The organism is Telluria sp. ZT3P39, from assembly GCF_059685935.1.
In genome coordinates this window covers 39,497-62,293 of the sequence record NZ_JCASIH010000015.1, presented here as the reverse complement: position 1 = coordinate 62,293, position 22,797 = coordinate 39,497, and the positions used below count along the sequence as shown (strand labels likewise).

General features: G+C 65.2%; 19 protein-coding genes. 14 read left to right on the top strand and 5 right to left on the bottom strand.

Annotated elements, in window-relative coordinates:
• The first annotated feature begins 32 nt into the window (after positions 1-32).
• The gene (locus AC56LR_RS14955) at positions 33-938 is read left to right on the top strand and encodes a hypothetical protein (protein ID WP_497131555.1); all 906 of its coding nucleotides are present in this window, start codon (positions 33-35) and stop codon (positions 936-938) included.
• A 420-nt stretch (positions 939-1,358) separates the two neighbouring features.
• Entirely contained in the window at positions 1,359-3,056 is a 1,698-nt protein-coding gene (locus AC56LR_RS14950; protein ID WP_497131553.1) for a tyrosinase family protein, read from the top strand.
• Between the two features lie 65 nt (positions 3,057-3,121).
• Here AC56LR_RS14950 and hemB read toward each other — a convergent pair whose 3' ends face one another.
• The gene (gene hemB / locus AC56LR_RS14945) at positions 3,122-4,135 is read right to left on the bottom strand and encodes a porphobilinogen synthase (RefSeq protein ID WP_497131551.1); all 1,014 of its coding nucleotides are present in this window, start codon (positions 4,133-4,135) and stop codon (positions 3,122-3,124) included.
• A 23-nt stretch (positions 4,136-4,158) separates the two neighbouring features.
• Positions 4,159-4,911 (bottom strand): ribosome biogenesis GTP-binding protein YihA/YsxC, encoded by a 753-nt coding sequence (gene yihA / locus AC56LR_RS14940; RefSeq protein WP_497131549.1) that lies wholly within the window; start codon positions 4,909-4,911, stop codon positions 4,159-4,161.
• A gap of 170 nt (positions 4,912-5,081) precedes the next feature.
• Here yihA and AC56LR_RS14935 point away from each other — a divergent pair, with 170 nt between their 5' ends.
• From AC56LR_RS14935 to msrQ, 5 genes are all read left to right on the top strand, one after another.
• On the top strand, positions 5,082-5,744 hold the full coding sequence (locus AC56LR_RS14935) for a c-type cytochrome (protein WP_497131547.1): 663 nt from the start codon (positions 5,082-5,084) through the stop codon (positions 5,742-5,744).
• 186 nt (positions 5,745-5,930) lie between these two features.
• Positions 5,931-8,024, top strand: a complete 2,094-nt coding sequence (locus AC56LR_RS14930; protein WP_497131546.1) for a cytochrome c biogenesis protein ResB — start codon at positions 5,931-5,933, stop codon at positions 8,022-8,024.
• 24 nt (positions 8,025-8,048) lie between these two features.
• Positions 8,049-9,215: a c-type cytochrome biogenesis protein CcsB gene (ccsB, locus tag AC56LR_RS14925; protein ID WP_497131544.1), complete on the top strand. Its 1,167-nt coding sequence runs from the start codon at positions 8,049-8,051 to the stop codon at positions 9,213-9,215.
• 95 nt (positions 9,216-9,310) lie between these two features.
• Positions 9,311-10,282, top strand: a complete 972-nt coding sequence (msrP, locus tag AC56LR_RS14920; RefSeq protein ID WP_497131542.1) for a protein-methionine-sulfoxide reductase catalytic subunit MsrP — start codon at positions 9,311-9,313, stop codon at positions 10,280-10,282.
• A gap of 3 nt (positions 10,283-10,285) precedes the next feature.
• A complete protein-coding gene (gene msrQ, locus AC56LR_RS14915; RefSeq protein WP_497131540.1) occupies positions 10,286-10,909 on the top strand; it encodes a protein-methionine-sulfoxide reductase heme-binding subunit MsrQ in 624 nt (207 codons plus the stop codon).
• A gap of 34 nt (positions 10,910-10,943) precedes the next feature.
• Here msrQ and lysA read toward each other — a convergent pair whose 3' ends face one another.
• Together lysA and lptM are read right to left on the bottom strand one after the other, a co-directional pair.
• Positions 10,944-12,230, bottom strand: coding sequence for a diaminopimelate decarboxylase (gene lysA, locus AC56LR_RS14910; protein ID WP_497131539.1), 1,287 nt, complete (start codon positions 12,228-12,230; stop codon positions 10,944-10,946).
• An 8-nt stretch (positions 12,231-12,238) separates the two neighbouring features.
• The gene (lptM, locus tag AC56LR_RS14905) at positions 12,239-12,406 is read right to left on the bottom strand and encodes an LPS translocon maturation chaperone LptM (protein ID WP_497131537.1); all 168 of its coding nucleotides are present in this window, start codon (positions 12,404-12,406) and stop codon (positions 12,239-12,241) included.
• A gap of 41 nt (positions 12,407-12,447) precedes the next feature.
• On the opposite strand from lptM, the gene cyaY reads away from it, so the two are divergent.
• Positions 12,448-12,777 carry an iron donor protein CyaY gene (gene cyaY / locus AC56LR_RS14900; RefSeq protein WP_497131535.1) on the top strand — a complete coding sequence of 110 codons (330 nt, stop codon included), beginning with the start codon at positions 12,448-12,450 and terminating at the stop codon, positions 12,775-12,777.
• A gap of 105 nt (positions 12,778-12,882) precedes the next feature.
• Here the strand turns inward: cyaY and AC56LR_RS14895 are convergent, their stop codons facing one another.
• A complete protein-coding gene (locus tag AC56LR_RS14895; protein WP_497131534.1) occupies positions 12,883-15,216 on the bottom strand; it encodes a penicillin-binding protein 1A in 2,334 nt (777 codons plus the stop codon).
• 353 nt (positions 15,217-15,569) lie between these two features.
• Here AC56LR_RS14895 and AC56LR_RS14890 point away from each other — a divergent pair, with 353 nt between their 5' ends.
• Genes AC56LR_RS14890 through AC56LR_RS14865 form a run of 6 tightly spaced genes read left to right on the top strand, consistent with a single transcriptional unit; the run spans position 15,570 to position 22,679 of the window.
• The gene (locus AC56LR_RS14890; RefSeq protein ID WP_497131533.1) at positions 15,570-16,634 is read left to right on the top strand and encodes a pilus assembly protein PilM; all 1,065 of its coding nucleotides are present in this window, start codon (positions 15,570-15,572) and stop codon (positions 16,632-16,634) included.
• A complete protein-coding gene (locus tag AC56LR_RS14885) occupies positions 16,634-17,272 on the top strand; it encodes a PilN domain-containing protein (RefSeq protein WP_497131531.1) in 639 nt (212 codons plus the stop codon). The genes AC56LR_RS14890 and AC56LR_RS14885 overlap by 1 nt, the downstream gene beginning before the upstream one ends.
• Positions 17,269-17,976 carry a type IV pilus inner membrane component PilO gene (locus AC56LR_RS14880; RefSeq protein ID WP_497131529.1) on the top strand — a complete coding sequence of 236 codons (708 nt, stop codon included), beginning with the start codon at positions 17,269-17,271 and terminating at the stop codon, positions 17,974-17,976. The genes AC56LR_RS14885 and AC56LR_RS14880 overlap by 4 nt, the downstream gene beginning before the upstream one ends.
• Complete coding sequence (locus AC56LR_RS14875) at positions 17,973-18,515, top strand: pilus assembly protein PilP (protein ID WP_497131527.1); 543 nt, start codon at positions 17,973-17,975, stop codon at positions 18,513-18,515. Before AC56LR_RS14880 ends, AC56LR_RS14875 begins: the two co-directional genes overlap by 4 nt.
• Entirely contained in the window at positions 18,512-20,686 is a 2,175-nt protein-coding gene (locus AC56LR_RS14870; protein ID WP_497131526.1) for a type IV pilus secretin PilQ, read from the top strand. The genes AC56LR_RS14875 and AC56LR_RS14870 overlap by 4 nt, the downstream gene beginning before the upstream one ends.
• Before the next feature lie 43 nt (positions 20,687-20,729).
• Positions 20,730-22,679 (top strand): Ig-like domain-containing protein, encoded by a 1,950-nt coding sequence (locus tag AC56LR_RS14865; protein ID WP_497131524.1) that lies wholly within the window; start codon positions 20,730-20,732, stop codon positions 22,677-22,679.
• The last annotated feature ends 118 nt before the right edge of the window (positions 22,680-22,797 follow it).

Below are 22,797 nucleotides of genomic sequence, written 5' to 3'. Positions count from 1 at the left end.
TTACAGACGCCGTCCCAGGAAACCGTTCGACCTTGCGTGACCATTCCCACATCTACGACGAGCACAGCGACGTGTGCGCCCACTGCGGCCAGGCGCTGTCCGGGCGCACCGTGCTCGAGTACGGCCGCAAGGGTCCGAACCGCCCGGCGCTGGCCGCCGCGATCCTGCTGCACCTGCTGCTGGTGGCCGTGTGGCTGTTCCAGCCCGAGCAGGACGAGAAGCAGGCCAGGCCGGCGTCCGGCGACGAGGGCCAGGTCGTCTACGTCGCCCCGCTGAAGCAGCCGGCCAAGCCCGCGCCGCGCGAGCAGGCGCCGAAAGTCGTGCCGAAGGTCAAGCCGGCGCCGAAGCCGCGCCAGGAGCGCATCGAGATCGCGCGCCTGCCCGACACCATCACCACGCCGCCCGAGGAACCCGTCGAGCAGCCCAAGCCGCAACCGAAGTTCGACGCCCAGCAGCCGGTCGACATGCAAGCCTTCATGGAAGCGCGCCGGCGCCAGCGCGGCGCCCCGACCGGCAGCGACCAGCCGGCCGAGGAAAGCGAAGCCGCCCGCGGCACGCGCAATGCGCTGGCCAACATCGCCGCCATCAACGGCCGCGGCCGCGAAGACCGCAACGAAAGCGGCGGCGTGTTCTCGGTCACGAACAAGACCTTCCACAGCATGGACCTCAAGTTCCGCGGCTGGAACCCGAACTTCAAGCGCCGCTGGCTGACGCAGGTGACGGTGGAGCAGGGGAGCGACCCGGACATCGAGATCGCCGTGGTGCGAAAGATGATCGAGCTGATCCGCAAGGAAAAGACCGGCGAATTCGAATGGGATTCGCACCGCCTGGGGCGCATCGTCAAGCTCAGTGCAAGGCCGCAGGATACGGATGAGCTGATGACCTTCTTGTTCAAGGAAATGTTCCCGGAATATAAGCCGCCGCAGCAATGGCGGTAAAGCTGGAATGTCGCGATGGCGCTGACGCCCGAGTTGCCGTATTCCGTAGGGTGGGCAGGTTTCCTGCCCGCGCGTTCAACCGGTATAAAAATAGCCGCACAGGCAGCAGCACCGTAATTTGAACGCGCGGGCGGGAAGACCCGCCCACCCTACGAAAAGCAACAACGCAAACACGAAACGGTGCCATCGGCACCGTTTTTCATTCGCACAGCAAACGCCTCAAGTCCTGGTTTGCATGCTATCCGGCAAGCGCCTCGACCTGCCGCAATCCCCTACGGATGAGCACTCTTGTGCCCCGCCATACGACGACTGTCCGGACCGGCTAGGCTGGATTCACGCCTGTCCCCGTCTAGCGGGACATCCCTCCGTGCCTGGGGGAACTGATGCCGGGCACTGTTCTGTACATCACCGGAGCACGCAATGACCAAGAAGCCACACGAGATAATCAACCAATCGCGCCGCACCACCCTGAAGACGGCCGGCCTCGCCATCTGCGCCGGCACGTTGCCTTTCGGCAGCCTGGCCGCCGGCGCCGCCGAACCGCGCTCTTACCGGCGCTACAACGTAGCGGGCAAGCAGGGGCCGCGGATGTTGAAGAGCTATGCGAAAGCCGTGCGCGCCATGCTGGCGCTGCCGCCCGAGGATCCGCGCAACTGGTACCGCCAGGCGATCATCCACACGCTCGACTGCCCGCACGGCAACTGGTGGTTCCTCCCCTGGCACCGCGGCTATCTCGGCTGGTTCGAGAAAATCTGCCGCGAGCTCAGCGGCGATCCGCAGTTCGCCGTGCCGTACTGGGACTGGACGGTGGACCAGAAGGTACCGGACGGCATGTTCGACGATGTGCTCGACCCCAACCATCCGGCCTACATGACCGCCGCCAGGGATTTCGAGCGCAGCCTGTCCGGCGTGCTCACAGGCGCCGGCTACTGGGCGATGCCGGGCGACACCTACAATGGCCGCACCCAGCTCGGCCAGCTGCTGGCGCGCCGTATCCGCTTCGAGCAGGACCTGATGTTCGACATCGTCGACGACCCGTCCGGCCGCATGTTCTTCGACCAGCCCGGCGCACGCGGCATCCGCCGCGAGCAGTCCGGTTTCTCGCTCGCCACCGCCGATGCCTGCGCGTCCACCACCATCCAGACCGCGCTGGCCGCGCCGGATTTCCCGAGCTTCGGCAGCCCGAAGAGCGCGAACCACGCGACCATGGCGGGGTATGGCGTGCTCGAGGCCAGGCCGCACAATTCCGTGCACCGCTGCCTCGGCTCGCGCGACTGCAATTTCGTCGAGGCGCGCGGTTTCATGGGCGACATGCTCTCGCCGGTGGACCCGATCTTCTTCCTGCATCACGGCAATATGGACCGGCTATGGGATGTCTGGACGCGCAAGCAGATCCAGCTCGGGCTGCCCTACATCCCGGATGGCCAGCTGCTGCAGACCAAATTGCCGGACGCGCAGAAATCCCCGGCGGAACGTGCGACCGACTATTACCGCTGGGCGCGCCAGCCCTTCCTGTTCTTCGTGGACGAGCAAGGCAAGCCGACGGCGCAGTCCCGTAGCGGCGACTATGTTTCGATGGCATCGTTCAATTATGACTACGAGCCCGGGTCCGGCGAAGAGGTCGTGCCCGCCCGGCCCGGCAAACCACGGACGCGTGCGGGGCGCATTGCCAGCGGCACCGTGCTCAGGCGCGAGGTCTATGGCCCGGAGCCGGCCACGGCCGTCCTGCGCCTGTCCAATACGACGCTCGAGGGGGTGAAGACGGCGGGCCAGGTCATGGTGGCGAACATCACGCTGAACTTCCCGCTGATGGCGCACGACGCCTATGTGGTGGTGCTCAACGGGCCGGACGACGCGTCGCAGGTGGACGCCGCCAGTCCCTTCTACCTGGCCACCATCATGATGTTCGGCCACCGCGGCGCCTGCGGGGCCCTGACCTATACCTTGCCCTTGAGCGACAAGCTGCGGCAGGCCAGCGCGGCCCAGCCGCTGTCGGCGGACGGCACGGTCCGGGTGCGTATCGTGCCGATGACGGCGATGCCGGGGCACCATCACCATCCGGGCATGGCGCATGGCGAGGCGGTCGAGTTGCTGGCGGTGAACGTCGAAGCGTATTGAGAGGGTGGGGCAAAAAGAAACCGCGCCGAGGCGCGGTTTTTTCATCGATGGGGCAAGCGGCAAGCTCAAGCCTGCGCCTTGAGCTTGCGCGCGATCTCCAGCGCGAAATAGGTCAGCACCCCATCCGCACCCGCGCGCTTGAAGGCCATCATCGATTCCATCATGACCTTGTCGTGGTCGAGCCAGCCGTTCTGCGCGGCCGCCTTGATCATCGCGTACTCGCCGCTGACCTGGTAGGCGAAGGTCGGCACCTTGAACTCGTCCTTCACGCGGCGCACCACGTCCAGGTAGGGCATGCCCGGCTTGACCATGACCATGTCGGCGCCTTCGGCGAGGTCCAGCGCCACTTCGCGCAGGGCTTCGTCGCTGTTGGCCGGGTCCATCTGGTAGGTGTTCTTGTCGGCCTTGCCCAGGTTGGCGCTTGATCCCACCGCGTCGCGGAAGGGGCCATAGAAGCTTGATGCATACTTGGCCGAATAGGCCATGATGCGGGTGTGGATGTGGCCGTTCTCTTCGAGCGCGCTGCGGATCGCGCCGATGCGTCCGTCCATCATGTCCGACGGCGCCACCATGTCCACGCCGGCTTCGGCCTGGGCCAGCGCCTGGCGGATCAGCATTTCGATGGTCTTGTCGTTGACGATGTAGCCGTTCTCGTCCGGCAGGCCGTCCTGGCCGTGGGTCGTGTACGGGTCCAGCGCCACGTCGGTCATGATCCCGAGTTCCGGGAAGCGGCGCTTGAGTTCGCGCACGGCGCGCGGCACCAGGCCGTCGGGATTGATCGCCTCGATGCCGTCATAGGTCTTGAGCGAGGCATCCACCACCGGGAACAGGGCCATCACCGGGATCCCCAGCGCCACGCATTCCTCGGCGACCTTGAGCAGCAGGTCGACCGAGACCCGCTCGACACCCGGCATCGACGCCACCTGCTGGCGCTGGTTCTCGCCTTCGAGGATGAACACCGGATAGATCAGGTCCGAAGCCGTCACGACGTTTTCGCGCATCAGGGCGCGCGAGAACGGGTCGCGGCGCATGCGGCGCATGCGGGCTGCAGGGTAGGCGGCGGGGGTGATGATGGTCATGGTCGTTTTAGTGTGTCCTAAAATTATTCCGAATCCGAATCTTCGTCCGTCGACGCGGCGGCGCGGTCCTGGGCTTGTTCTTCGCCTTCGTCATCCTCGGCGAATTCTTCCTCGCGGTCGAGCCCGATCAGTTCCTGGATCTTGGCGTCAGCTTCTTCGATGCCGATGCGCTTGAGCGCCGAGAACAGTTGCACCGTGAACGGGAAGCCCTGGCCGTCTTCGTCGACATAGCTGTCGAGGATCTGGCGCGACTGGCGCAGGACGTTCGCCTTTTCGTTCTGGTTGAGCTTGTCGGCCTTGGTCAGGATGCAGTGGATCGGCTTGCCGGTCGGGGCGAACCATTCGAGCATCTGCGTGTCGAGATCGGTGAACGGGCGGCGCGAATCCATGATCAGCACCAGCGCGGCCAATTGCTCGCGGCGCTGGACGTAGTCGCCCAGCAGCTTCTGCCAGTGCAGCTTGGCCGTGCCGGACACTTCGGCATAGCCATAGCCGGGAAGATCGACCAGCAGGGCGCGGATCTCGTCGACGATGGTCGGGTCCTTGCGGTGCTGGCCCACGTGGGCGCCGCCGATCGAGAAATAATTGATGTGCTGGGTGCGGCCCGGCGTCTTCGACGCAAAGGCCAGGCCCTTTTGATTGGTGAGAATATTGATCGCCGTGGATTTGCCCGCATTCGAGCGCCCGGCGAAGGCAATCTCCGGCACCTGGGTGTCGGGGAGATCGCGCAGCTGATTAACGGTCGTGAAGAACCGGGCTTGCCATAGTTTGGACATGCGATTTGTGCGTGGGGAAAGGTTTAAGTGACAACTGAATGGCGATGAGGAAACAAAGCTATTGTACAATAAGGGGTTAATCCCTGCTCCGCCGGGGGGTATCGGCAAGACTGCTGCACTGTTTCACTGCAAATTCCAAAATCTGCTTTTGACTTTTTCAGGGTGCTTGAATGAATCGTTTGACGTTTTCGCTTGTGAAGTCCTTGTTGGTTGCAACCCTGGCCGTATGCGGCAGCGCGTCCGCCGCCGATGTGCCCCACGTCGCCAACAAGGCCGATCCGGCCAAGGGCGGTACCCTCTATGATTCGGGCGATGCCGCGCGCGGCCTGCCGGCCTGCATGTCCTGCCACGGCGCCGCCGGCAACTCGACGATCGTCGCCAACCCGAAGCTGTCGAACCAGATCGAAGCCTATACCTACAAGCAATTGGTCGATTTCACCACCCCGCAGCGCCAGCAGCCGGTCATGACGACCTATGCCAAGATGCTGACCGACGAAGAAAAGCGCCATATTGCGGCTTACCTCGCCGTGCAAAAGGCCAAGCCGGGCGCCGCCAAGAACAAGGACACCGTGGAACTGGGTCGCAAGATCTACCGCGGCGGCATCGCCGAGAAGGGCGTCGCTGCCTGCGCCAGCTGCCACGGCGCCACCGCCGGCGGCATGCCTGCCCAGTACCCGCGCCTGTCGGGCCAGCACCAGGACTACACCTATGCCCAGCTCGACGCCTTCAAGACCGGCACCCGCAAGAACAGCGTGCAGATGACCACGCTGGCGCAGCGCATGTCGCCGGAAGAAATGAAGGCGGTATCGGACTATATCGCCGGTCTGAAATAAGCAGCGCCGGTATCGTAAAATCGGCGTATTCACGCTGTTGAATTGGTAGGGTGGGCGGGTTTTCCCGCCCGCGCGTTCAGCCGGTAGATGAACAGCCGCACGGGCAGCATCACCGATGTTTGAACGCGCGGGCGGGAGACCCGCCCACCCTACGTTAGCGCGGGCGTTTCACGGAAGCTGTAGAACATGAGTACCACCGGAATTGAACTGAACACCCGCCGCCGCGGCTTTGCCGAAGCGGTCGAGCTGGTGTCGTCGATGCGCTTCGCCATCAGCCTGCTCACGATCGTCGCCATCGCCTCGATCATCGGCACCGTGCTCAAGCAGAACGAGCCGATGCCGAACTACGTCAACCAGCTCGGTCCCTTCTGGTTCGAGGTCTTCGACAAGCTCGGCCTGTACAGCCTGTATTCGAGCTGGTGGTTCCTGCTGATCCTGGTCACCCTGATCCTTTCGACCGGCCTGTGCGTCGTGCGCAACGGCCCGAAGATGATGCGCGACATGCGCAGCTGGCGCGAGAACGTGCGCGAAGAGTCGCTGCGCAATTTCCACCACAAGATGGAATGGACTGCGCCCCTGGCCAGCGCCGCGCTGGCCGGCCAGACCGCCGAACGCCTGCGCCACGCCGGCTACGCGGTCAAGCTGGTAGCAAAAGACGGCGGCACCCTGGTGGCGGCCAAGAAGGGCGCCGGCAACAAGTTTGGCTATATCTTCGCGCATTCCGCGATCATCATCATCCTGCTGGGCGGCATGCTGGACTCGGAATTGCCGGTCAAGTTCCAGCAATGGTTCCTGGGTAAGACGCCCTTCAGCGGCACCGGCGTGATCGCCGACATCCCGGCCCGGCACCGCCTGAGTACATCCAACCCCACCTTCCGCGGCAATACCCTGATCGCCGAAGGACAGGCCAGCAACAGCGCTCTGCTGCCCCAGGCGTCCGGCGTGCTGGTGCAGGAACTGCCCTTCACCATCCAGCTGAAGAAATTCGTCGTCGATTTCTACTCGACCGGCATGCCCAAGCTGTTCGCCAGCGAAGTGGTGGTGCACGACCACGAAACCGGCAAGACCTTCCCGGCCACGATCAAGGTCAACCACCCGCTGATCTACAAGGGCATCGCCGTCTACCAGTCGAGCTTCGACGATGGCGGCAGCAAGCTCACCCTCACCGGCTTCCCGATGGCGGGCAGCAAGGCGGACGCCTTCCAGATCGCGGGCGCGGTCGGTTCCAGCACCGAACTGAAGCAAAATGGCGAGACGTATTCGGTCGAATGGTCGGGCTTCCGCCCCTTCAACGTCGAGAACGTCGCCGCCGGCCAGGACGCGCGGGCGGTGGCGAAGAACACCTCGTTCAACGAGCAGCTCACGGCAACGCTGGGCAAGGCGTCCGGCTCGGCCGCAAAAAACGCGGACAACAAGGATTTGAAGAACGTCGGCCCGAGCGTGCAGTACAAGCTGCGCGACAAGACCGGCCAGGCGCGTGAATTCATGAACTACATGCAGCCGGTGACGATCGACGGCGCCCAGGTCTATCTGGCCGGCGTGCGCGCCAGCCCGTCCGAGCCCTTCAGCTACCTGCGCATCCCGGCGGACGACCAGTACAGCGTGCGCACCTGGATGCGGCTGCGCGCGGCGCTGGCCGACCCGGCCCTGCGCGCGGTGGCGGCAAAACGCTATGCCGAACGCGCGCTGGCGCCGGAGCAGCGTGGCGAGGGCGGCCTGGGCCGCCAGCTGGAAGAATCGGCAGCCCGCACGCTGGCGATCTTCTCCGGCGCGGACGGGCGCGGCGGCTTCGCCGGCGTGTCGCAGTTCCTGGAAAAGATCCCGGCGGCCGAGCAGGAAAAGGCCGCCACGATCTTCATGAAGATGCTCAACGGCACCCTGTGGGAGCTGTGGCAGGCAGCGCAGGCGCGCGCCGGCGAGCCGCCGGTCGAACCGACCGAGGCGCACGGCCGCTACCTGCAACTGGCTACCAATGCCCTGTCCGACAGCGTGTTCTACGGCGCCCCGGTCTACCTGCAGCTGGACGAATTCGTCGAGGTCAAGGCCTCGGTGCTGCAGCTGACCCGCTCGCCGGGCAAGCCGATCGTGTATTTCGGTTGTCTCTTGCTGGTAGCGGGCGTGTTCGCAATGTTCTATATTCGTGAACGACGCCTGTGGGTGTGGGTGCGCGAAAGCGACGAGGGCGCGCATGCGCTGATGGCCATGAGCACCCAGCGCAAGACGCTCGATTTCGAGCGCGAGTTTGTAGACCTGAAAGAAAAACTGCCGCAAACGGCGTAAGCCCCGCGGCATCTGGAGAGAACGATGGAACTGTCCCAAACGCAGGCGAGCCAGCCGAAGACCTATATCCGGGAAGCCGGTTTCTTCCGGCGCCTGAGCGCCATCGACTGGCTGTATGGCGCCGGCCTGCTGGCGGCGGCGCTGTTCGCGCTGAACCGCTACGGCCATTTCATGGACGGCTATGAGCAGGCCATCCTGGTGCTCACCGCGCCGACCTTTGCGCTGCTGGGCTGGCACTGGAAGCCGGTGCGCTGGCTGATGCCGCTGGTGGCGCTGCTGTCGCTGTGGTCGATCTCGATGTATGGCGGGTCGATCGACGCCGCCAACACCAAATTCTTCCTGAAATACATGCTGTCGAGCCAGTCCGCAATCCTGTGGATGAGCGCGCTGTTCGTGTTCTCGACCGTGTTCTACTGGCTGGGCCTGGCGAGCCGCTCGGAATTCGGCGGCGCCATCGGCAGCAAGCTGTGCTGGGCCGCCGTGGTGCTGGGCGCGACCGGCATGATGGTGCGCTGGTACGAGTCCTACCTGATGGGCGCCGACGTCGGCCACATCCCGGTGTCGAACCTGTACGAAGTGTTCATCCTGTTCTCGCTCATCACCGCGCTGTTCTACCTGTACTACGAGCAGCGCTATGCCACCCGCCAGCTCGGCGCCTTCGTCCTGCTGATCATCGCGGCGGCCGTGGGCTTCCTGCTGTGGTACACGGTGTCGCGCGACGCCGCGCAAATCCAGCCGCTGGTGCCGGCGCTGCAAAGCTGGTGGATGAAGATCCACGTACCGGCCAATTTCATCGGCTACGGCACCTTCGCGCTGGCCGCCATGGTCGGCACCGCCTACCTGCTCAAATCCCACGGCATCCTGGCCGACCGCCTGCCGGCACTCGAGGTGCTGGACGACGTGATGTACAAGTCGATCTCGGTCGGCTTCGCCTTCTTCACCGTCGCCACCATCCTGGGCGCACTGTGGGCCGCCGAAGCCTGGGGCGGCTACTGGTCCTGGGATCCGAAAGAGACCTGGGCGCTGATCGTCTGGCTCAACTACGCGGCCTGGCTGCACATGCGCCTCATGAGCGGCCTGCGCGGCCGCGTGGCGGCCTGGTGGTCGGTGGTGGGCCTGCTCGTGACCACCTTCGCCTTCCTCGGCGTGAACATGTTCCTGTCGGGCCTGCATTCCTACGGCGAACTGTGATTGTCCAAGGCGCGCCCACTCCTAAGTGGGCCGCCTAACGCAGGCTTAAGGGAAACTGGTGTAAGGTAAAACCTCAATCGCTTGCGAGGTTCGCCATGCTTATCAAACCCAGCCAGGACAAGCTCGTCCTCCCATCGGAAATCACGCCGCGCGAGGTCTACGAAGAGCGCCGCCGCTTCATCGCCCGCATGGCGGCCACGGCCGCAGTCGGCAGCGGCCTCTGGGAGATGGCCAACCGCGAAGCCTTTGCCCAAGCAGCCGGCCAGCGCCTCGCCGCCACCGCCAACGCCACCTTCTCCACGCAGGAAAAGCAGACCTCGTTCAAGGACGCGAGCTCGTACAACAACTTCTACGAGTTCGGCACCGACAAAGGCGACCCGGTCGAGAACGCGCACACCCTGAAAACCCGCCCATGGACGGTGACGATCGAGGGCGAAGTCAAGAAGCCCATCACGCTCGACATCGACCGCATCCTGAAACTCGCGCCACTCGAGGAACGCGTCTACCGCCTGCGCTGCGTGGAGGGCTGGTCGATGGTGATTCCCTGGGTCGGCTATTCGCTGTCGGCGCTGCTCAAGCAGGTCGAGCCGACGGGCAATGCCAAGTACGTCGAATTCACCACCCTGGCCGACCCGCGCCAGATGCCGGGCCTGCGCACCTCGGTGCTCGACTGGCCTTATGTCGAGGGCTTGCGCATGGACGAGGCCATGCACCCGCTGGCGCTGCTGGGACTGGGCATGTACGGCCAGGTGCTGCCGAACCAGAACGGCGCGCCGGTGCGCCTGGTGGTGCCCTGGAAGTACGGCTTCAAGTCGGCCAAGTCGATCGTCAAGATCCGCCTGACGAGCCGCCAGTCGCGGACCGCCTGGAACGATTCGGCGCCCAACGAATACGGCTTCTACTCCAACGTGAACCCGAACGTGGACCACCCGCGCTGGTCGCAGGCCACCGAGCGCCGCATCGGCGAGGACGGCTTCTTCCAGAAGAAGCGCAAGACCCTGATGTTCAACGGCTACGACCAGGTGGCCTCGCTCTACACCGGCATGAACCTGAAAAAATTCTTCTGACCGATGGCGTTCAACCCGTCCACCAAGCAGATCGGATACATCAAGGCGGCGCTGTTCGTGCTGGCGCTGCTGCCTTTCCTGCGCATGGCCTATCTAGTGGCGCAGGGCGTGCCGGTCGAGCCGCTCGAATTCCTCACGCGCGGCACCGGCGACTGGACGCTCTACTTCCTCTGCATCACGCTCACGGTGACGCCGCTGCGCCGCCTGACGGGCTGGAACTGGGTGATCAAGCTGCGCCGCATGTTCGGCCTGTTCTCCTTCTTCTACGTGGTGCTGCACTTCACCTGCTTCCTCTGGTTCGACCATTTCTTCGATGTCGCGGAAATGCTCAAGGACGTGGTCAAGCGGCCCTTCATCACGGTCGGCTTCATCGCCTTCGTGCTGCTCATTCCGCTGGCGGCGACCAGCACCAACGCCATGATTCGCCGCCTTGGCGGCAAGCGCTGGCAGCAGTTGCACCGGCTGATCTATGTGATCGCGCCGCTGGGCATCCTGCATTTCTGGTGGATGAAGGCGGGGAAGAACGATTTCGAGGAGCCGATCATCTTTGGGGTGATCGTGGCGGTGCTGCTGGGATTGCGGGTGTATTGGCGCTTCGCGAAGAAATCGCAGGCCACACGCGCATGAAAAAACCCGCCGGCGGCGGGTTTTCGCTTTTGCATCATGACGCTTGTTCGAGCATCGATTCCAGCGCAAACAAGTCCGCCGGATTCTCGCGCTGGCGGATCAGGTGGACCTGGTCGCCATCGACGATGACTTCGGCCGCGCGTCCGCGCGTGTTGTAGTTCGAGGCCATGGTCATGCCGTAGGCGCCGGCAGTCATAATCGCCAGCAGGTCGCCCGGCTCGACGGCGAGTTCGCGCTCGCGCGCCAGCCAGTCGCCCGATTCGCAGATCGGGCCGACGACGTCATAGGTCAGCTTGTCGCCCTCGCGCGGCGCCACCGGCTGCACGCCCATCCAGGCCTGGTACAGGGTAGGGCGCATCAGGTCGTTCATGGCCGCGTCGACGATCGCAAAATTCTTTTCCGCGCCGGGTTTCAGGAATTCGATCCGGGTCAGCAGCACGCCCGTGTTGGCCACGATCGAGCGGCCCGGCTCGAAGATCACCTTGATCGGCTGGCCGCCATGCTTCTCCGCGCGCCAGGCATCGATGCGCGCGAACAGGCGGCCCAGGTAGGTCCCGACTGGCACCGGCGGCTTGTCGCCCTCCGCGCCATAGTCCACGCCCAGGCCGCCGCCGATGTCCAGGTGGTGCAAATGAATGCCTTCGCTGCCCAGCTGGTCGATCAGTTCGATCAGCTTGTCCAGCGCCTCCAGCAGCGGCGCGTCGTCCAGCAGCTGCGAGCCGATATGGCAGTCGATGCCAACCACGTCCAGGTTCGGCAGCGCGGCCGCGGCGCGGTAGGTATCGAGCGCGTCGTCGAAGGCCACGCCGAACTTGTTGGCCTTCAGGCCGGTGGCGATATAGGGGTGGGTCTTGGCGTCGACGTTCGGGTTCACGCGCAGCGAGACCGGTGCGCGCTTGCCCATGCCGGCGGCGACCTCGTTCAGGCGGTGCAGTTCGGGGATGGACTCGACGTTGAAGCACAGAATGTTCCTTTCCAGCGCCAGTTTCATCTCGTCGACGGTCTTGCCGATGCCCGAGAAGATGGTCTTGCCCGGGTCGCCGCCGGCCGCGATCACGCGCAGCAGTTCGCCGCCCGAGACGATGTCGAAGCCCGCGCCTTCACGCGCCAGCAGGTCGAGGATGGCCAGGTTCGAGTTGGCCTTCATCGCATAGCACACCAGCGCATCGCGGCCTTTACAAGCATCGAAATAGGCGCCGAAGTTTTCCAGCAGCGCGGTCTTCGAATAAACATAGGTCGGGGTGCCGAATTGTTCGGCGATGGCGCTCAAGGCAACGCCGTCGGCGTGCAGCACGCCGTTCTGGTACGAGAAATGCGACATCAATGGCTTTATTTGGTCGGTGCCGGGACGGAGGCGTTGTTGGACGGGACGGGTTGGGCAGGCTGCGCGGCAGGTTTTGCGGGCGGGTTTGGCAGGTAGAGCGGGCCGGTCTGGCCGCAGCCGGCGAGGGCGGCGAGCATGGCTGCGCCGCAAAGAAGTGCGATCGAGGACTTCACGATTAGAATGGGGGTTTGATTAGCAGACTTTGGAGTGTAGCATGACCGAATCCGAATTTTTGGCGCTGGCCAAAAGCACCCTGGACCGCATCGAGGAATGCCTCGACCGCCTCAACGACGAAGACGTGGTGGACGTGGAATGCAAGCGTAGCGGCAACGTGCTCGAACTCGAGTTCCTGCGCAACGGCTCGAAAATCATCATCAACAGCCAGGCCCCGCTGCAGGAAATGTGGCTGGCGGCGCGTTCGGGCGGCTATCACTACAAGCGGATCGGCGAGGAATGGCGCAACACGCGCGACGATACCGAGCTGTTTGCCTCGCTGTCGCAATGCGTGACGGAGCAGGGTGGGGCGCCAGTCGCATTGGGTTGAATCGTAGGGTGGGCGGGAAACCCGCCCACCCTACGGTGCGCGGCGGACCTGGGTAAACAAAAATGGCGGCCAATCGGCCGCCATTTTTTTACAACTGTCAAAAAATCAGAACAATTCGTTCCTCACCGCGTCGCGCGCCTTCTGTTCGGCCGGCGCCGGCGGGGCGCCGACGTCCAGCGACTGCACCCCGGTGCCCGGCGGGTTCTCGGCGTAGTAGTACTCGCCATTGGCCTGGATCAGCCCCGGCGGCAGTTCGCGCTCGACGTTCTCCTCGCCCTTGAGCGCCTTGCCCATATAGCCGATCCAGATGGGCAGGGCCAGGCCGCCGCCGGTTTCGCGGTTGCCCAGGTTCTTCGGCTGGTCGTAGCCGATCCAGGCGATGCCCACCAGTTTCGGGTTGTAGCCGGCGAACCAGGCGTCGATCGAGTCGTTGGTGGTGCCGGTCTTGCCGGCCAGGTCGGTGCGCTTGAGCGACAAGGCCTTGGTGGCGGTGCCGTGGCGGACCACGTCGCGCAGCATGCTGTCGACCAGAAAGGCGTTGCGGCCGTCGATCACGCGGTTCGCTTCGATGCCGGCGCGCTCCGGACGCGCCTCGGACAGCACCTTGCCGGCGCTGTCGGTCACCTTCGAGATGATGTAGGGGCTGACGCGGTAGCCGCCGTTGGCGAACACCGCATAGGCGCCGGCCATCTGCAGCGGCGTGGTCGAACCCGCGCCCAGCGCCAGGGTCAGGTAGGCCGGGTTGCGGTCCGGGTCGAAGCCGAAGCGGGTCGCGAATTCCTGGCCGTAGCGCGCGCCGATCTTGTTCAGGATGCGGATCGAGACCATGTTCTTCGACTGCGTCAGGCCGCGCCGCATCGTCATCGGGCCTTCGTACTTGTTGTCGTAGTTCTTCGGCTCCCAGGCCTGGCCGCCGGTCTGGCCGGCATCGAAGCTGATCGGCGCGTCGTTGATCACGGTGGCCGGCGACAGCCCGCGTTCGAGCGAGGCCGAATAGATGAAGGGCTTGAACGAGGAACCCGGCTGGCGCCAGGCCTGCGTCACGTGGTTGAACTTGTTGCGGTTGAAGTCGAAGCCGCCCACCAGGGCTCGGATCGCGCCGTCGTCGGTGTTGGCCGCCACAAAGGCCGATTCGACTTCCGGCATCTGGGTGATGATCCATTGCGACTCGTCGTCCTGCATCACGCGGATCACGGCGCCGCGGCGCAGGCGGCGGTTCGGCGCGGCCTTCTCGGACAGCCAGGACTTGGCAAAGGCCAGGCCCGCGCCGTTCATCTTGATGGTCTCGCCCGAGGCGATGGTGGCGGTCACCTGGCTGGGCGAGGCGGCCAGCACGATGGCGGCCACGATGTTGTCGCTGTCCGGATGCTCGGCCAGCTCGGCTTCGATGGCTTCGTCGGCTTCGCCCTTCTCGCCCGGGATCTCAATGTACGACTCCGGCCCGCGGTAGGGGTGGCGGCGCTCGTATTCCATCACGCCGCGGCGCACCGCCAGGTAGGCCGCGTCCTGGTCGGCCTTGGTGATGGTGGTGAACACGTTCAGGCCACGGGTATAGGTGTCTTCCTTGAACTGTTCGTAGACCAGCTGGCGCGCCATCTCGGCCACGTACTCGGCGTGCACGCCGAAGGCCGTGCTGTCCGACTTGATCTTCAGCGGCTCGGCTTTGGCCTGGTTGAACTGGGCGTCGGTGATGTAGCCGAGCGAATGCATGCGCTGCAGGATGTACTGCTGGCGGGTCTTGGCCCGGGTCGGGTTGACGACCGGGTTGTAGGCCGACGGAGCCTTCGGCAGGCCGGCCAGCATCGCCGCTTCGGCCACGCTGATGTCGCGCAGGTCCTTGCCGAAATAGATCTGGGCCGCCGACTGGAAGCCGAAGGCGCGCTGGCCCAGGTAGATCTGGTTCATGTAGAGCTCGAGGATCTGGTCTTTGCTCAGGTTCTTCTCGATCTTCCAGGCCAGCAGCGCTTCATAGGCCTTGCGCTTGAAGGTCTGCTCCGAGGACAGGAAGAAGTTGCGCGCCACCTGCTGGGTGATGGTCGAGGCGCCCTGGCGCGCGCCGCCGGTCGCGTTCTTGAACGCCGCGCGCAGGATGCCCAGGTAATCGACGCCGCTATGCTCGTAGAAGCGGTCGTCCTCGATCGACAGCACCGCCTTCTTCATGACGTCCGGGATGTCCTTGAAACGCACCAGGGTGCGGCGCTCCTCGCCGAACTCGCCGATCAGGACGTTATCTGCGGTAAAGATCCGCAGCGGCATCTTGGGGCGGTAGTCGGTGATGGTGTCGAGGGCCGGCAGGTTCGGGTAGGCCATGGCGAGCGCGAACACGAGCACCAGCACGCCGATGGCCGCCAGGCCGCTGAGGGCGGCCAGCGCCAACAGCAACAGGCGCTTCGCGCTGTATTTCGACGGTGAAGAAGGTGACGCTTGTTTCTCTTTCATGCTGGCTTTCGCAGTATTAGTTCACTTCATTAAGCGCCTCATTATAAGGCAGCCATTTCACCTGCCCAAGGAATTGAGCTCAACAGGACGGCCTTAACAATATCAAGCAGGAAACGGTCGTGGCAGCGGTGATAACACCCTTCGTCATAGTGTGGCGCGCGCGCCCCGGAATGCGATGTTCCTGCATAGAAATATCTTGTCTGGGTGCATCCTTATTGCTACGATCTCAGGCACTGCCTCATATATGTGCATCAAGTATGTGATTTGGTGCAGGTTTATAGAAATAAATCCCGCGTGCGGGCGTTCAACATCAAATCCCGCGTCAAGCGGGAAGGGCACCAGGGAGTCCGCTCGTGATCAATCTAGCTTCCTTGTTTGGAAAGTCCAGCCCGCCGTTGGCCGGGCTCGACATCAGCACCTCGGGCGTACGCCTGGTGGAGCTGGCCGACGCCGGCAAGGGTGAATTGCGCCTCGAGCGCTTTGCCGCCGAACCGCTGCCGCGCGGCGCGGTCGTCGACGGCAATATCGAAAACATCGAGCAGGTCGCCGACGCCGTGCGCCGCGTCTGGACCCGCAGCGGCACCCGCGCCAAGCATGTCGCCCTCGGCATGCCGCCGGCCTCGGTCATCACCAAGAAAATCATCCTGCCGGCCGGTATGTCGGAAGACCAGCTGGAAGTACAGGTCGAATCCGAAGCCAGCCAGTACATTCCCTTCGCGCTGGACGAAGTCAGTCTCGACTTCGACGTGATCGGCCAGGCCCCGGCGTCGACCGAAGACATGGAAGTCATGCTGGCCGCCGCCCGCCGCGAGAAGGTCGAGGACCGCGTGGCGATCGCCGAAGCGGCGGGCCTCACCGCCACCGTGATGGACATCGAATCGTATGCGGCGCGCGCCGCCCTGGCGCGGGTCGCCGGCGGCAAACCGGATCAGATCATCGCGCTGTTCCAGATCGGCGCCCACTCCACCCACGTGTCGGTGCTGCAGAACGGCGAGACCATCTACGAACGCGAGCAGCCTTTCGGCGGCAACCAGCTGACCCAGGACATCGTGCGCGCCTATGGCATGGCCTTCGAGGAAGCCGAAAGCCGCAAGACGGCCGGCGACCTGCCCGAGAACTACCGCGCCGAGCTGCTGGGCCCCTTCATGGAAAGCGCAGCGCTGGAAATCACCCGCGCGATCCAGTTCTTCTTCACCTCGACCCCCTACACCCGGATCGACGCGCTCTACCTGGCCGGCGGCTGCGCCGCGCTGCCGGGACTGCTGGAACTGATCGGCAACCGCACCCGCATCCCGAGCAGCATCGTGGCGCCGTTCGCGGGCATGTCTTTTGGCCCGCAAGTGCGCGAACAGCAGCTGCGCCACGAAGGCGCGGCCTACCTGGTCGCCTGCGGCCTTGCCATGCGGAGGTTTGGCTGATGATCCGGATTAACCTGTTACCCCACCGCGAAGCCAAGCGCAAGCAAAAGCAGAAAGCGTTCGTCGCGCTGCTGGCCCTGGGCGGCGTCGCCGGCGCCGTCGTGGTGCTGCTGGTGGGCGGCTACAACGCCAGCCGCATCGCCACCCAGAACCAGCGCAACCTGGTGCTCAAGACCGCCAGCGCGGAGCTGGACAAGAAGATCGGCGAAATCAACACGCTCAAGGAAGAAATCGAGGCCCTCAAGGCGCGCCAGCAGGCGGTCGAGGACCTGCAGGGCGACCGTAACCAGCCGGTCTACCTGCTCGACGAACTGGTGCGCCAGACCCCGGAAGGCGTGTACCTGAAGTCGTTCAAGCAGGAGGGCCAGAAGGTGACGCTCACCGGCTACGCCCAGTCGCAGGAGCGCGTCGCTGAACTGCTGCGCAACGTCTCCGGCCCCTCGCCCTGGCTCGAGCGTCCCAACCTGACCGAGGTGAAGGTCGCCACCCTGGCGCAGAGCAAGACGGGGCGCAAGGTCGTCGAGTTCAGCATGGACGTGGCGATCAAGCGTCCGCGCGAGCAGGCAGAGGACGGGGCCGCCCTCCCGGGCGCCAGGCCCGCCGCCAACGCTGCCAAGGGCGGAACGGACACACCATGAATATCGATCTCAAAGACCTCGGCGCCCGCCTTGCGGCGCAGTTCCAGGACCTGCAGGGGCGCCCGCCCGGCCAGTGGCCGCTGGCCCCGCGCCTGCTGTGCGCCACCGGCGTGATGGCCGCCGTCGTCGGCCTCGGCTATTTCTTCTACTGGGATGGCCAGTTCGAGAAGCAGAAGAAGGGCGCCAAGGAAGAAACCAGGCTGCGCGCCGAATACAAGACCAAGATGGCCCAGGCCATCAACCTCGCGGCGCTGCAGGCGCAGAAGGTGCAGGTCGACCAGTACGTCGAGCGCCTCGAGAAGCAGCTGCCGAACCGGTCGCAGATGGCGGACCTGCTGTCCGACATCAACCAGGCCGGCGTCGGCCGCGGCCTGCAGTTCGAGCTGTTCAAGCCGGGCCAGGAAGTGGTGCGCGACTACTATGCCGAGCTGCCGATCAACATCAAGGTGAGCGGCAAGTACAACGACGTCGGCGCGTTCGCCGCCGACATGGCCAACCTGCCGCGCATCGTCACGCTCAACAACATGGCGCTCACGTCCAAGGACGGCACGCTGCAGCTGGAGGCGGTGGCCAAGACCTTCCGCTACCTGGATCCGGAAGAGATCGAGGCGCAGAACAAGGCGCGCGACGACAAGAAGGGCAAAGGCAAAGGCAAGGGTAAAGGCAAGGACAAGGCCAAGCCGGCAAAAGGAGCGAAGAAATGATGCGCCTGCGATTAGGCGGCGCCCTGTGCGCCGCGGCATTGCTGGCCGGTTGCGGCGACGGCGACGTCAAGGAAGTGCGCGACTGGATGAAGAAGGTCGAGCGCGAGACCGTGCCGGCCGTCAAACCCCTGCCGGAACCGAAGCAGTTCGTCCCCTACGCCTATCAGCCGGGCGCCGCGGTCGAGCCCTTCAGCCAGGACAAGCTGCTCGGCGAGATGGCGCGCGTGGCGCAGGCGTCCGGCAGCCCGATGCAGCCGAACCTCGACCGTCCGCGCGAGCCGCTCGAGAGCTACCCGCTCGACACCATGCGGATGGTGGGCACGCTGCAAAAAGGCGGCGCGAACTACGCGCTGGTACAGATCGACGCCCTGATCCACCAGGTCAGGGTCGGCCAGCGCATCGGCCAGAATCACGGGTTGGTCACGCGCGTTTCCGAGAGCGCGATCGACATCAGGGAAGTTGTGCAGGACGCCACCGGTGACTGGGTCGAACGCAAGGCGACGATCGAGTTAGCGGAAAGCAAGGAGACCGGGAAATGAGCCCAAACACCACCATTCGCATCACCGTGCCGCTCTGGCTGGCGCGCGCAAGCGCCGCCATGTTGCTGGCGCTCGGCGCCGGCGCAGCCGCCGCGCAGGGCAATGCGATCGAGTCGATCACGGCCAACCAGCAGGGCGCCAACGTGGTCCTGAACATCGCCATGCGCGAGGCGCCGACCAAGGCGCCGATCGGCTTCTCGATCACCAACCCGGCTCGCATCGCCCTCGATTTCGGCGCCACCGCGAACGCCACCGGCAAGTCGTCCCAGGACATCAACCTGGGCGACGTGCGCGGCCTGAACCTGGTGCAGGCCGGCGAGCGCACCCGCATGGTGCTGAACCTGGCGCGTCCGCTGAACTACGCCGCCGCCATCGACGGCAAGTCGGTGATCGTCACCGTCGAAGGCTCGGGCGGCGTGGCCCAGGCCGTGAACGCGTCGGGCCTGCCGGTCGCCGCGCCCGCGGCTGCCGCCCCAGCCGGTAAACAACTGCTGCGCGACCTCGACTTCCGCCGCGGCGCCAATGGCGAAGGCCGGGTCGTGGTCGACCTGCCGCATGGCCAGGTCGGCGTCGACGTGCGCCAGGTGGGTAACCAGATCCTGGTCGACTTTGCCAAGACCGGCCTGCCGGAAACCTTGCGCCGGCGCCTGGACGTGACCGATTTCGGCACCCCGGTGTCGCGCATCACGACCGCCGTGCAGGGCCAGAACGTGCGCATGACCATCGACGCGCAAGGCGTGTGGGAACAGTCGGTCTACCAGAGCGACACCCAGCTGGTGGTGGACGTGCGCCCGATCAAGGAAGACCCGAACAAGCTCGCGCAAGGCAGCACCGGCTACCGCGGCGAGAAGCTCTCGTTCAACTTCCAGAACGTGGAAGTGCGCGCCGCGCTGCAGGCGATCGCCGACATCTCGGGCCTGAACATCATCACCAGCGATTCCGTGACCGGCAACCTGACCCTGCGCCTGCGCGACGTGCCCTGGGACCAGGCGCTGGACGTGGTCCTGCAGGCCAAGGGCCTGGACATGCGCAAGAACGGCAACGTGCTGTGGATCGCGCCGCGCGAGGAACTGCTGACCAAGGAAAAGCTCGAGCTCGAGCAGCGCGCCCAGATCGCCGACCTCGAGCCGCTGCGCTCCGAGATCTTCCAGCTGAACTACCAGAAGGTCGAGGCCTTCCGCAGCGTGTTCGGCCTGGACTCGGCCGGCGGGGCCTCCGCCGACAGCAAGAACCGCGTGCTGTCCAAGCGCGGCAGCGCCGTCATCGACCCGCGCACCAACCAGCTGTTCGTCACCGACGTGGCCTCCAAGATCGAAGACATCCGTAAGCTCATCCTGAAGACCGACGTCGCCTCCAAGCAGGTGCTGATCGAAGCGCGCCTGGTGGAAGCCAACGACGGCTTTTCGCGCACCCTCGGCGCCAAGCTGGGCTTCTCGGACATGCGCGGCATCCGCGGCGGCGACGCCGGCTGGTCGGTCGGCGGCAACGAGCGCCTCGCCATCGCCGGCAACCTGACCGGGGTCGGCCAGGCTACCGGCCAGGTCGCCAACAGCGGCGACAGCTTCAACAACATGAGCCTGGTGAACCTGCCGGCCGCGGCGATCGGCGGCATCGCGCCGTCCTCGCTGGCCTTCAGCCTGTTCTCCTCGGCCGCCAACCGCTTCCTGAACCTGGAACTGTCGGCGCTGGAAGCGGACGGCAAGGGCAAGATCATCTCGAGTCCGCGCGTGGTCACCGAAGACAAGCAGCTGGCCGTGATCGAGCAGGGTATCGAACTGCCTTACCAGGTCGCCACCAGCAGCGGCGCGACCTCGATCACCTTCAAGAAGGCCAACCTGCGCCTCGAAGTGACCCCGCAGATCACCCCGGACGGCAACGTCGTGCTGGAAGTGGACGTCAACAAGGACTCGAAGGGCGAGGAAACCCGCGCCGGCTTCGCCATCAACACCCAGCACGTCAAGACCAAGGTGATGGTCGAGAACGGCGGCACGGTGGTCCTGGGCGGCATCTACCAGCAGACCGAACGCAACAACGAGACCAAGGTGCCGCTGCTGGGCGATGTGCCGGTGGTCGGCTACCTGTTCAAGACAAAGGGCCGCGAAAGCGCCAAGACCGAACTGCTGGTGTTCATCACGCCGAAAATCGTGACCGACGCCGCCGCCGCGCGCTGAGCCGGCATCCTTACCCGATCAACGAACAATAAAAAGTCCTGACATGACAACCCTGCGATCGAATTACCTCAAGGGCGGCGCCGCACTGGTGCTGGCCGCGGTACTGGCTGCCTGCGGCGGCGGCGGCGGCAATCCCGGCGCCACCACCGGCGGCGGCAGCACCGGCACCGGCGGCACCGGCGGTACCGTCACCCCGGCGGCGCCGACGGTGAGCCTGGGCTTTGTCAACGGCAGCGGCCAGGCCAGCAATACCCTCACCGGCGCCGCGCCGCTGACGGTGCGCGCCCTGGTGCGCAACGCCGCCGGCCAGCCGCTGCCGAACGTGCTGGTGTCGTTTGCCACCGATCCGGCGCTGGCGGTGTTTTCTCCGACCGCCGGCACCAGCCTGAGCGACGCCGGCGGCGTGGCCGTCGTGACCATGCGCACGGCCAGCCTGGCCGCGGGCGGGGCCGGCAAGGTCACGGCGACGACTTCGATCAGCGGCGCCACCGTCACCGGCGAAGCCAATTATTCGGTCGGCGCCACCGCGCTGACCTTCAGCGCCCTGCGCCTGGCGCCGGCGAGCATCGCGGCCTATGGCTCGACCGAGATCTCGCTCGACGTGCTGGCCAACGGCGCCCCCTACACCGGGCAGGTGCCGGTGAAATTCAGTTCGGCCTGCGCCACGGCCGGCAAGGCCACGCTGGCCGATACCGCCACCACCAACAACGGGACCGCGAAAGTGGTCTACCGCGACCAGGGCTGCGGCAACAGCGACGTCATCACGGCTTCGGCCACGGGCGTGGCCACGCCGGCGTCGGCGACCCTGCAAATCGCCCCGCCGGCCGCGGCGTCGGTGCAGTTCGTCTCCGCGCTGCCGAACGATAAATCGATCGTGATCCAGGGGCAGGGCGGCATCAACCGCACCGAGACCGCGACCCTGCGCTTCCGTGTGTTCGACATCTTCGACCGTCCGCTGGTGGGCCAGCGCGTCGACTTCAGCGTGGTGCCGGAAGGCGCCGTGCTTCTGAACAAGGCCACCGACACCACCGACCAGAGCGGCGAAGTCATCACCACGGTCAATTCGCGCAGCTTCCCGACCACCTTCCGCGTCCAGGCGACCCTGCCGCAAACCGCAACGGCCACCCGCCCGAACATCTCGACCACCTCGGACTCGATCGTCGTCACCACCGGCCTGCCGGTGCAGCGTTCGGTCTCGCTGAGCGTGACCCGCGCCAACCTGGAAGGCTGGAGCTACGACAGCGGCCCGACCACGCCGGCGGCGATGTTCAACATCCTGCTGGCCGACGGTTTCGGCAATCCGGTCGCCGACGGCACGCCGGTCGTCTTCCAGACCAACATGGGCGCGATCGGCTCGTCGAACAAGGGCGGCTGCAATACGCTCAACGGCGGCTGTTCGGTCGATTTCCGTACCCAGAACCCGCGCAATCCGCTGCCGAACGTCCCGGCCACGCCCTGCAATACCGGGCCGGGCTCGACCCCTGACGCCACCCGTCCGGGCGTGGCCACGATCTGCGCCAGCACGACCGACGGCGTGGTGACGCAGTTTGCGAAAGCGGCGGTGTTCTTCAGCGGCGGCTTTGCGGACAATGTCTTCCTCAACGGTACGACCAGGCTGTCGAAAGTCACTGCCACCGACATCGGACCTGTACCGGCGGACAATCCGCTGGTGTTCACGCTGCAGCTCAACGACCTGAACCTGAACCCGCTTCCGGCCGGCTCGACGGTGGCAGTCACCGGGATCGCCAACGGCACCGTGGTCGGCGTGGTGCCGGCGGTCGTGCCGAACATCTTCCCGCACGATGCCAATAACGACGACCCGACCGGCAACGTCATCAGCGGCAACCAGGGCTCGACCCACCGCTTCACGATCACCAGCGTCGGCGCCAAGCCCTGCACGGCCGGCAGCGTGGCGACCTTCGACGTCACCGTGACTACCCCGCGTGGCAACGTGAGCTCATACCCGTTCCGCGTCACCTTCAGCTGCCCATGATGGCCTGAGCCATCGAAGGATTGACGCAAAGAGAGGCGGCCAGTCTATACTGGCCGTCTTTTTTTATTTCTGCGGACCCGGCAGTGCCTCATCCCAAGAACAACAATATCTTCCTCGT

What these genes read in the sequence shown, in the direction of transcription:
- lysA (WP_497131539.1), bottom strand. Translation starts at nt 12,230, where the DNA reads ATGTCGCATTTCTCGTACCAGAACGGCGTGCTGCACGCCGACGGCGTT.
- cyaY (WP_497131535.1), top strand. Translation starts at nt 12,448, where the DNA reads ATGACCGAATCCGAATTTTTGGCGCTGGCCAAAAGCACCCTGGACCGC.
- AC56LR_RS14885 (WP_497131531.1), top strand. Translation starts at nt 16,634, where the DNA reads ATGATCCGGATTAACCTGTTACCCCACCGCGAAGCCAAGCGCAAGCAA.
- AC56LR_RS14935 (WP_497131547.1), top strand. Translation starts at nt 5,082, where the DNA reads ATGAATCGTTTGACGTTTTCGCTTGTGAAGTCCTTGTTGGTTGCAACC.
- msrP (WP_497131542.1), top strand. Translation starts at nt 9,311, where the DNA reads ATGCTTATCAAACCCAGCCAGGACAAGCTCGTCCTCCCATCGGAAATC.
- msrQ (WP_497131540.1), top strand. Translation starts at nt 10,286, where the DNA reads ATGGCGTTCAACCCGTCCACCAAGCAGATCGGATACATCAAGGCGGCG.
- AC56LR_RS14880 (WP_497131529.1), top strand. Translation starts at nt 17,269, where the DNA reads ATGAATATCGATCTCAAAGACCTCGGCGCCCGCCTTGCGGCGCAGTTC.
- yihA (WP_497131549.1), bottom strand. Translation starts at nt 4,911, where the DNA reads ATGTCCAAACTATGGCAAGCCCGGTTCTTCACGACCGTTAATCAGCTG.
- AC56LR_RS14870 (WP_497131526.1), top strand. Translation starts at nt 18,512, where the DNA reads ATGAGCCCAAACACCACCATTCGCATCACCGTGCCGCTCTGGCTGGCG.
- hemB (WP_497131551.1), bottom strand. Translation starts at nt 4,135, where the DNA reads ATGACCATCATCACCCCCGCCGCCTACCCTGCAGCCCGCATGCGCCGC.
- AC56LR_RS14865 (WP_497131524.1), top strand. Translation starts at nt 20,730, where the DNA reads ATGACAACCCTGCGATCGAATTACCTCAAGGGCGGCGCCGCACTGGTG.
- AC56LR_RS14875 (WP_497131527.1), top strand. Translation starts at nt 17,973, where the DNA reads ATGATGCGCCTGCGATTAGGCGGCGCCCTGTGCGCCGCGGCATTGCTG.
- AC56LR_RS14895 (WP_497131534.1), bottom strand. Translation starts at nt 15,216, where the DNA reads ATGAAAGAGAAACAAGCGTCACCTTCTTCACCGTCGAAATACAGCGCG.
- AC56LR_RS14950 (WP_497131553.1), top strand. Translation starts at nt 1,359, where the DNA reads ATGACCAAGAAGCCACACGAGATAATCAACCAATCGCGCCGCACCACC.
- AC56LR_RS14930 (WP_497131546.1), top strand. Translation starts at nt 5,931, where the DNA reads ATGAGTACCACCGGAATTGAACTGAACACCCGCCGCCGCGGCTTTGCC.
- ccsB (WP_497131544.1), top strand. Translation starts at nt 8,049, where the DNA reads ATGGAACTGTCCCAAACGCAGGCGAGCCAGCCGAAGACCTATATCCGG.